This window comes from Actinomadura montaniterrae (assembly GCF_008923365.1).
GTDB lineage: Bacteria > Actinomycetota > Actinomycetes > Streptosporangiales > Streptosporangiaceae > Spirillospora > Spirillospora montaniterrae.
Genome location: NZ_WBMR01000335.1, coordinates 1 through 7632, shown reverse-complemented (window position 1 = coordinate 7632; position 7632 = coordinate 1). Strand labels below are relative to the sequence as shown.

General features: G+C 78.0%; 9 protein-coding genes. 5 read left to right on the top strand and 4 right to left on the bottom strand.

Translation table 11 applies throughout. The annotated features are described in order from the left end of the window. Positions 1-116: 116 nt before the first annotated feature. Together F9B16_RS53800 and F9B16_RS47510 are read left to right on the top strand one after the other, a co-directional pair. A complete protein-coding gene (locus tag F9B16_RS53800; RefSeq protein WP_151546856.1) occupies positions 117-1175 on the top strand; it encodes an NAD-dependent epimerase/dehydratase family protein in 1059 nt (352 codons plus the stop codon). Between the two features lie 58 nt (positions 1176-1233). After that, a complete protein-coding gene (locus F9B16_RS47510) occupies positions 1234-1488 on the top strand; it encodes a hypothetical protein (protein ID WP_151546855.1) in 255 nt (84 codons plus the stop codon). A 77-nt stretch (positions 1489-1565) separates the two neighbouring features. Here the strand turns inward: F9B16_RS47510 and F9B16_RS47505 are convergent, their stop codons facing one another. Beyond that, positions 1566-2363 carry a sulfite exporter TauE/SafE family protein gene (locus tag F9B16_RS47505; protein WP_151546854.1) on the bottom strand — a complete coding sequence of 266 codons (798 nt, stop codon included), beginning with the start codon at positions 2361-2363 and terminating at the stop codon, positions 1566-1568. 73 nt (positions 2364-2436) lie between these two features. Next, positions 2437-3228 carry a GntR family transcriptional regulator gene (locus F9B16_RS47500; protein ID WP_151546853.1) on the bottom strand — a complete coding sequence of 264 codons (792 nt, stop codon included), beginning with the start codon at positions 3226-3228 and terminating at the stop codon, positions 2437-2439. Positions 3229-3486: 258 nt separating this feature from the next. On the opposite strand from F9B16_RS47500, the gene F9B16_RS47495 reads away from it, so the two are divergent. From F9B16_RS47495 to F9B16_RS47485, 3 genes are all read left to right on the top strand, one after another. After that, positions 3487-3822: a YciI family protein gene (locus tag F9B16_RS47495; RefSeq protein ID WP_151546852.1), complete on the top strand. Its 336-nt coding sequence runs from the start codon at positions 3487-3489 to the stop codon at positions 3820-3822. Further along, complete coding sequence (locus F9B16_RS47490; RefSeq protein WP_318839298.1) at positions 3819-5186, top strand: RNA polymerase sigma factor; 1368 nt, start codon at positions 3819-3821, stop codon at positions 5184-5186. The genes F9B16_RS47495 and F9B16_RS47490 overlap by 4 nt, the downstream gene beginning before the upstream one ends. A 136-nt stretch (positions 5187-5322) precedes the next feature. Beyond that, positions 5323-6111 (top strand): alpha/beta fold hydrolase, encoded by a 789-nt coding sequence (locus tag F9B16_RS47485; protein WP_151546851.1) that lies wholly within the window; start codon positions 5323-5325, stop codon positions 6109-6111. A 78-nt stretch (positions 6112-6189) separates the two neighbouring features. Here F9B16_RS47485 and F9B16_RS47480 read toward each other — a convergent pair whose 3' ends face one another. Continuing rightward, positions 6190-6810: a YigZ family protein gene (locus F9B16_RS47480; RefSeq protein WP_151546850.1), complete on the bottom strand. Its 621-nt coding sequence runs from the start codon at positions 6808-6810 to the stop codon at positions 6190-6192. Positions 6811-6853: 43 nt separating this feature from the next. Next, positions 6854-7632 (bottom strand): DUF3152 domain-containing protein (locus F9B16_RS47475; RefSeq protein ID WP_318839297.1); only part of this gene is annotated, 779 nt, incomplete at its 5' end.

Below are 7632 nucleotides of genomic sequence, written 5' to 3'. Positions count from 1 at the left end.
CGCGCCGCCCGCGCGCACCCCGCCACGCGGGCGGCAGGGGGGCGGCGCGCACGTGTAGAGCGGCGCGTGGCGGGAATGGGGCCGTCCACCTGCAGGGACGACTGAGGGGGAACACCATGCGGGTCGTCGTCACCGGCGCCACCGGCAACATCGGCACCAGCACCGTCGAAGCGCTCACCGCCGATCCCCGCGTCACCTCCGTCCTCGGGCTGTCGCGCCGCGGCCCCGGCGCGCGCGGCGACCGCGACGACCGCACCGAATGGGCCGAGGCCGACGTCACCGACACCGACCTGGTCCCGCTGCTGCGCGGCGCCGACGCCGTGATCCACCTCGCCTGGCTGTTCCAGCCCACCCACCGGCCCGCCGTCACCTGGGACTCCAACGTCGTCGGCACCACCCGCGTCCTGGACGCCGTCGCCGCTGCCGGCGTGCCCGCCCTGGTCGTGGCCTCCTCCGTCGGCGCCTACTCCCCCGGCCCCAAGGACCGCGCCGTCGACGAGTCCTGGCCCACCCACGGCTGGCCCGGCGCCGCCTACAGCCGCGAGAAGGCCTACGTCGAACGGCTCCTGGACGTCTTCGAGGCCCGCAACCCCGGCACCCGCGCCGTGCGGATCCGCCCCGGGTTCGTGTTCGAACGCCAGAGCGCCGCCGAGCAGCGCCGCCTGTTCGCCGGCCCGCTGGTGCCGGGGCGGCTCGTGCGGCCCGGCCGCGTCCCGGTCATCCCCGACCTGCCGGGCCTGCGGTTCCAGGCTCTGCACTCCGCCGACGCCGGGCGGGCGTTCGCGCTCGCCGCGCTCGGCGACGCCCGCGGCGCGTTCAACATCGCCGCCGACCCTGTCATCGACCCCGGCGTGCTGGCCGGCCTGCTCGGCGCCCGCACCGTCCGGCTGCCCGCCCGCGGCGTGCGCGCCGCGCTCGCCGCCGCGTGGAACCTGCACCTGGTTCCCGCCTCGCCCGGCCTGTTCGACCTGGCCCTGCAAGTGCCGATCATGGACACCGCGCGCGCCCGCGACGAGCTCGGCTGGACGCCCCGCCACACCGCCCGCGACGCGATGGCCGAGTTCCTGGAGGGCCTGCGCACCGGCGCCGGACGCGACACCCCGCCCCTGTCCCCGGGCGCCGGCGGCCCCGCCCGCGCCCGCGAGATCGCCACCGGCGCCGGCCACAAGCCCTGACCGCCCCGGCCCCGTCCCGGTCCACGCGCCCCGCCGAACACCCACAGGAGGTCACCCGATGCCGACGATCACACCAGCCCACCTGCACGAACTGCTGGCCTCCGCCGACCGCGACGCCGCGCTCGTCGTCGTCGAAGGACACGCCGCCGTCGTCCCGTCCACGCCCGGCGGGCGCGGCGAACAACCCGACGACGCCATGGTGATCACCACCCGGGACGCCGTCATCGCCGAACTGGACACCGGCGCCAACGACGAGCAGCTCGAGCGCCTCGCCCAGCGCCTCGACACCGCCCTCGACAGCCTCGGCGGCTGACACCCGCGCCCCCTTCCGCCGTGACCGCGCCGATGCGGGCCGCGGCGCGATCCCGCCCGCTCGCCCGGCGGGCCGGGTCAGCCGTGCAGGGCCAGATACGGGGCCAGGGCGAACAGGCTGACCACCAGCGAACCCGTCAGCGCGCCCGCCGGCACCGCCCGCGCGATCACCCAGCCCAGCAGCACCCCCGCCAGCTCCGGCACCCCGGTCAGCGCTGCCAGCGGCCAGTCCACCGCCCCCGCCGCCACGTACCCGAGCGTCCCCACGGTCGCGATCACCACCGACTGCGCCTGCGCCGCCGCCAGCGCCGACAGCACCGGGACGCCCAGCACCACCAGCAGCGGCACGCACAGCATCGGCCCCCCGATCCCGAACACCCCGCCGGCCACCGCCACCGCGAACCCGACCGCCGCCACCACCGGCGCCCCCGGCCCCCGACCGGCCCCGGTGTCGCCGGACTCACCGGACGCGCCGGGCGCAGCGGCGGGACGGCCCGCGCGGAGCCACACCAGCGCCCCCACCAGCGCCACGAACACCCCGAGCAGGATCCCGAACACCCGCCCCGACACCGCGCCGTTGACCAGCACGCCCAGCGGCGTCCCCACGACCGCGGCGGCCGCCAGCACCACCGCCGCCCGCCGCGTGCCCCGCTCGCGCAGCTGCCCCGACCGGGTGTAGGCGGCCGTCGCCAGCGCCCCGGTCGCCACATGCGTGACGATCGCCGTGCCCGCCACCTGCGCCGGCGGCAGCCCCGTCAGCGCGAACAGCCCGACCGTCACCAGCACCCCGCCCGGCCCGACCGCGGTGATGCCGACCCCCGCGACCAGCCCGAACAGCACCAGCCCCGCCAGCACCGGCATTCCGAGACCGCCCACGGCCCCTCCTCTCCCTCGAGGACGAACACCCCGGCGGCACCCGCAGGCGGCGCCCGGGCCCGGACATGCGCGGTCAGGCGCCGGGCGGTCCCGGCGCGCGGTACAGGGTGGCGCGCAGCGTCAGTCGGTCCGCGCGGATGTGCACCGCCTCGCTGTCGACCGGCCGCCCGTCGGCCAGATGCGCCAGCCGGTCGATCGCGAAGATCGCCGCGCCCGCCGGGACGCCCAGCAGCGCCGCCGTCGCCGGGGCGGCCGCCACCGCGTGCACCTGCACCTCCGCCCGGCCGAGCGGCTGCCCGGCAACCTCCTCGATTAGCCCGAACAGGTCCCGCTCGGCCAGCTCCCGGCCGAGGTCCGGGCGCCGCAGCAGGCCCTCGCCGATGTCGCCGGGAAGGTAGGTGGTGTCCAGCGACAGCGGCTCGCCCTCCAGCCGCCGCAGCCGCTCCACGCGGACCGCGCCGGCGCCGGGCGCCAGCCCCAGCCGCGCCGCCACCGCCGGCGGCGGCACCGGGACCCGGCCGATCTCGCGGACCTCGTTGGCGACCGTGCCGTGCCCGGTGAGCGCCTCCGCCAGCCCCGCCAGCCGGTCCAGCCCGTGCCCGTGCTTGGCCGCGACCACCGTGGTGCCCACCCCGCGCCGCCGCGTGATCAGGCCCTCGGCGCGCAGCAGCGCCAGCGCCTCCCGGACGGCGTTGCGGGACGCGCCGAGCCGCTCGCCCAGCTCCCGCTCGCCCGGGAGCGTCCCGCCGGGGAACGCGCCGCCGGTGATCTGCTGGCGCAGCACGTCGGCGGCCTGCCGGGCCCGCTCGGCCCGCGGCCGCGACGACACCCACTCGCCGCGTCCCGCCCGCGACGTCCCGCCCATGCCCCTCCCTCGCTCCGGCCCCGGCGCACCGCCCCGAACCGGCGGCCCGCACCCCTGCCCAGGATGCCGCACCAACATTACGCCACTGTTACGCCACCCTATTTGACCTGCATTAATGCCTCACCAGCGGGTCTGCGGCGGGCTCCGGGGAGTTCGGCCACCCGCCGCTCCGGACCGGCCGGGAACCGTGCGCGGGCACCCCGGCATCTGGCATCCTGCCCAGCAGAGCGATCTCGTCCGGCGACCGCGGGAGGCCCTGTGCGCTACGTGCTGATGATCTGCAGCGACGAGACCGCCGGCACCGACCCCGAGGAGGCCGCGACCACCGGCTGCGGCGGCTGGTCGCAGGAGATGACCGAGCGCGGCGTGGTGTACGGCGGCGCCGGCCTGGCCCCCGCCGCCACCGCCACCACCGTGAAGGTCCGCGACGGCGAGGTGCTGCTCACCGACGGGCCGTTCGCCGAGACCAAGGACCAGATCGGCGGGTTCAGCCTCATCGAGTGCGCCGGCCTGGACGAGGCCGTCGAGATCGCCGCCCGGCACCCCTGGGCCCGGCTCGGCCAGATCGAGATCCGCCCCGTCCACGAACCGTGACCCGGCCCGTGCCCCGGCGCGCCGCGGACCCCGGACCGGCCCACCGCCCGCCTGCGAACGCGGACACGGCGGCCGCCGCAGCGGCGGCCGCGTTCCGCACCGAATGGGGGCAGATCGTCGCGACCCTGATCCGCATGACCGGCGACTGGGACCTCGCCGAGGACTGCGCGCAGGACGCCTTCACCGCCGCCCTGCGCACCTGGCCCCGCGACGGCGTCCCCGACCGCCCCGGCGCCTGGCTCACCACCACCGCCCGCAACCGCGCCGTGGACCGGCTCCGCCGCGACGCCGCACGCGCCGCCCGCCTCCGCCGGGCCGCCCTCACCGCGGTCACCCCCGACGACCCGCCTGGCCCCGACGCCCCAGGCGGCGGCGCGGGCGAGGACGGCTTCGGCGACGACCGGCTGCGGCTGATGTTCACCTGCTGCCATCCCGCGCTCGCCCTCGACGCCCGCGTCGCGCTCACCCTGCGCACCCTCGCCGGCCTCACCACCGCCGAGATCGCGCGCGCCTTCCTGGTGTCCGAACCGGCGATGTCCAAGCGCCTCACCCGCGCCAAGCACAAGATCCGCGCCGCCGGGATCCCCTACCGCGTCCCGCCGCCGCACCTGCTGCCCAATCGGCTCGGCGCCGTCCTGGCCGTGCTGTACCTGCTGTTCAACGAGGGCTACACCCCCGGCGGCGGGCCCGAGCGGCGCGGGCTGAGCGCCGAGGCGATCCGGCTGGCGCGCGTGCTGGCGGCGCTGATGCCCGCCGAACCCGAACCGCGCGGCCTGCTGGCCCTGATGCTGCTGCACGACGCCCGCGCCGCCACCCGCGTCGACGCCACCGGCACGCTCGTCACCCTCGAGCACCAGGACCGCGCCCGCTGGGACGCCGCCGAGATCGACGAGGGCACGCGGATCCTGGACGCCGCGCTGCACGACGCCCGCGCCGCCGGCCGCCGCGCCGGGCCGTACCTGGTGCAGGCCGCCATCGCCGCCTGCCACGCCACCGCGCCCGACGCCGCGTCCACCGACTGGCCGCAGATCGCCGCGCTCTACGACGTCCTGGCCCGCCTCGCGCCCACCCCCGTCGTCGCGCTGAACCGCGCCGTCGCCGTCGGCATGGCCCACGGCCCCCGCGCCGGCCTCGCCCTGGTCGAGGCGCTGGAACGGGACGGCGCCCTGGACGGCTACCCCCTGCTGCCCGCCACCCGCGCCGACCTGCTGCGCCGCCTGGGACGCCGCGCCGAGGCCGCCCGCGCCTACCGCGCCGCGCTCGACCTGACCGGCGGCGACGCCGAACGCCGCTACCTGGCCCGCCGCCTCGCCGAGACCACCGCACCCGACACCGCCGAACCCGACCCCGCCGGGGCCGGCTGACCGGCGCGGCACGTCCGGAGAAAACGGGGAAGGAGAATCCGCGCGGGGGTGTCCGTTCGCGGCCCGCCCGTGCGTCGGTGGCACGAACGGGCCGCACCCGGCGGCCCGCCCCAGCGCATCCGGAAGGACACCGCTCATGGACACCGTGCACTCCAAGGACGGCACCCCCATCGCCTACGACCGCACCGGCCGCGGACCGGCCCTGGTGTGCGTGGGCGGCGCGCTCAACGACCGCGGGTCGGCCGCGCCGCTCGCCGCGCTGCTCGCGGGCCGCCGCACCGTCGTCTCCTACGACCGCAGGGGACGCGGCGGCAGCGGCGACACCGCCCCCTACGCCGTCGAACGCGAGATCGAGGACCTGGCCGCCGTCATCGACGCCGCCGGCGGGCAGGCCGCGGTGTACGGGATGTCGTCCGGCGCCGTGCTGGCCCTGCGGGCCGCCGCGCACGGCCTGCCGATCACCCGCCTCGCCCTCTACGAGCCGCCGTTCACCCCCGACGAGCCCGACCGGATCCGGCGGACCCGCGAGCACGCCGCCGAGCTGAACCGCCGCCTGGAGCAGGGCCGCCGCGGCGACGCGCTGGAGCTGTTCATGACCGGTGTCGGCATGCCCGCCGAACTCCTCGCCCAGATGCGCAACGCCCCCATGTGGCCCGCCCTGGAGGCGCTCGCGCCGACCCTCGCCTACGACTCGGCCGTCATGGACGACGCCGCCGGAGCGATCCTGCCCGCCGCGACCGCCGCCGCCGTCACCGTCCCGGCGCTGGTGCTGGCCGGCGGCGCGAGCCCGGCCTGGATGCGCGACGCCGCCCGCCGCCTGGCCGGGCTGCTGCCCGCCGGCGCGCACCGCGTCCTGGACGGCCAGACCCACGACGTCGCACCCGACGTCCTCGCCCCCGCCCTGGAGGACTTCCTCACCGGGTGACCGCCCACCCCGGCGTGCGGCCCCGCCCGGGTCCGCACGCCGGACGGGCACGTCCCGCCCCGGACGGCCGCGCGTCCCTCAGACCGGTACCTCGATGTGGCCGGGCGCGCCGCGGGACACCTCGGCGCGGCCCGCGGTGACCTGCGCCGCCCACGCCTCGAACGCCTCCACCTCCGCCATCGGCACCGCCACGTCCGCCTCCACCGCCGCGCCGTAGCGGACGTCGGACGGCTGCACGCCGCGGCCGTGCAGATCCCCCAGGAACCGCCCCGCCAGCGCGTGCTCCACCCGCACCGTCACCGTCAGCACCGGACGCAGCTCCACCACCCCGACCGCGTCGACCGCCTCCGACACCGCCTGCCCGTAGGCGCGCACCAGCCCGCCCGCGCCGAGCTTCACCCCGCCGAAGTAGCGGGTGACGACCGCGACCGTGCCGGTCAGCCCCCGCCGCACCAGCACCTCCAGCATCGGGATCCCCGCCGTCCCGGCCGGCTCCCCGTCGTCGCTGCTCTTGGTGATCTCGCCGTGCTCGCCGACCACGTACGCCGAGCAGTTGTGGGTGGCGTCGCGGTGCGCGCGGCGGTGCCGCGCCAGGAACTCCACCGCCTCGGCCTCGCCGGACGCGCGCGCCAGCGTGCACACGAACCGGGACCGGCGGATCTCCAGCTCGCGGGAGCCCCCGCCTCTGATCATGCGCATGTCGGCCCCGAGTCTAGGCGGCGCACCACCCCGGCGGCCGAGGTCAGCCCTTCTTGGGGAACGGCCACGGGTTCGGGGCGCACCCGTACAGCGACTTGGTCTGCTGCACCATCACCGGCGCGGGACGGCCCTTGCCCGGGCACTGCCGGTGGCCGTGGCCGAGCGCGTGCCCGACCTCGTGGTTGATCACGTACTCGCGGTAGGAGGCCAGGTCGCGGCCGTAGGACGCGGCGCCCTCGCCGTAGCGCAGCGCGTTGATGACCGAGCGGTTCCCCTGCCGGCACGACAGCTCCCCGCCGGTGACCAGCGGCGCGCACATCCGGTCGGTCAGCGCCGGGCTCGACAGCGACACCCGGAACCGCACCGGCCCGCGGCCGACCCGCTCGAACCGCATGGTGCCGCCGTGCCCCCAGCTGCGCGGGTCGTTGAGGACCCGCTGCACCTCCGCCGCGAAGTCCGCGCCCGTGATCGGCAGGCCACGCTCGACCTCCACGGTGTACCGGACGAGGGTGCCGCGCGTGCCCTTCGGTTTCGCCGTGCCCGGCACCACCGCGTACCGGCCGCTCGCCGACCGGGGGATGCGGACGCGGGGCGGCTGGCGGCGGCCGTTCACCATCGGCCCCTGCACCGCCGTCCTGCCCGCCCTGCCCGTCCCGCCCGGGGACCGCCCGGACGCCGACGGGGACGACGACGGTGACGACGAGACCGAGGCCGGGGCCGCGGCGGCCGGGGCACGGTCGTCGTCCCGGCCCAGCGTCAGCCAGGCGCCGGCGGCACCGGCGCCCAGCAGCACGACGCCGACCGCCACCGCGGTGCGGCGCC

Coding starts and splice junctions, on each gene's coding strand:
- F9B16_RS53800 (WP_151546856.1), top strand. CDS start 117: ATGCGGGTCGTCGTCACCGGCGCCACCGGCAACATCGGCACCAGCACC.
- F9B16_RS47510 (WP_151546855.1), top strand. CDS start 1,234: ATGCCGACGATCACACCAGCCCACCTGCACGAACTGCTGGCCTCCGCC.
- F9B16_RS47500 (WP_151546853.1), bottom strand. CDS start 3,228: ATGGGCGGGACGTCGCGGGCGGGACGCGGCGAGTGGGTGTCGTCGCGG.
- F9B16_RS47485 (WP_151546851.1), top strand. CDS start 5,323: ATGGACACCGTGCACTCCAAGGACGGCACCCCCATCGCCTACGACCGC.
- F9B16_RS47480 (WP_151546850.1), bottom strand. CDS start 6,810: ATGCGCATGATCAGAGGCGGGGGCTCCCGCGAGCTGGAGATCCGCCGG.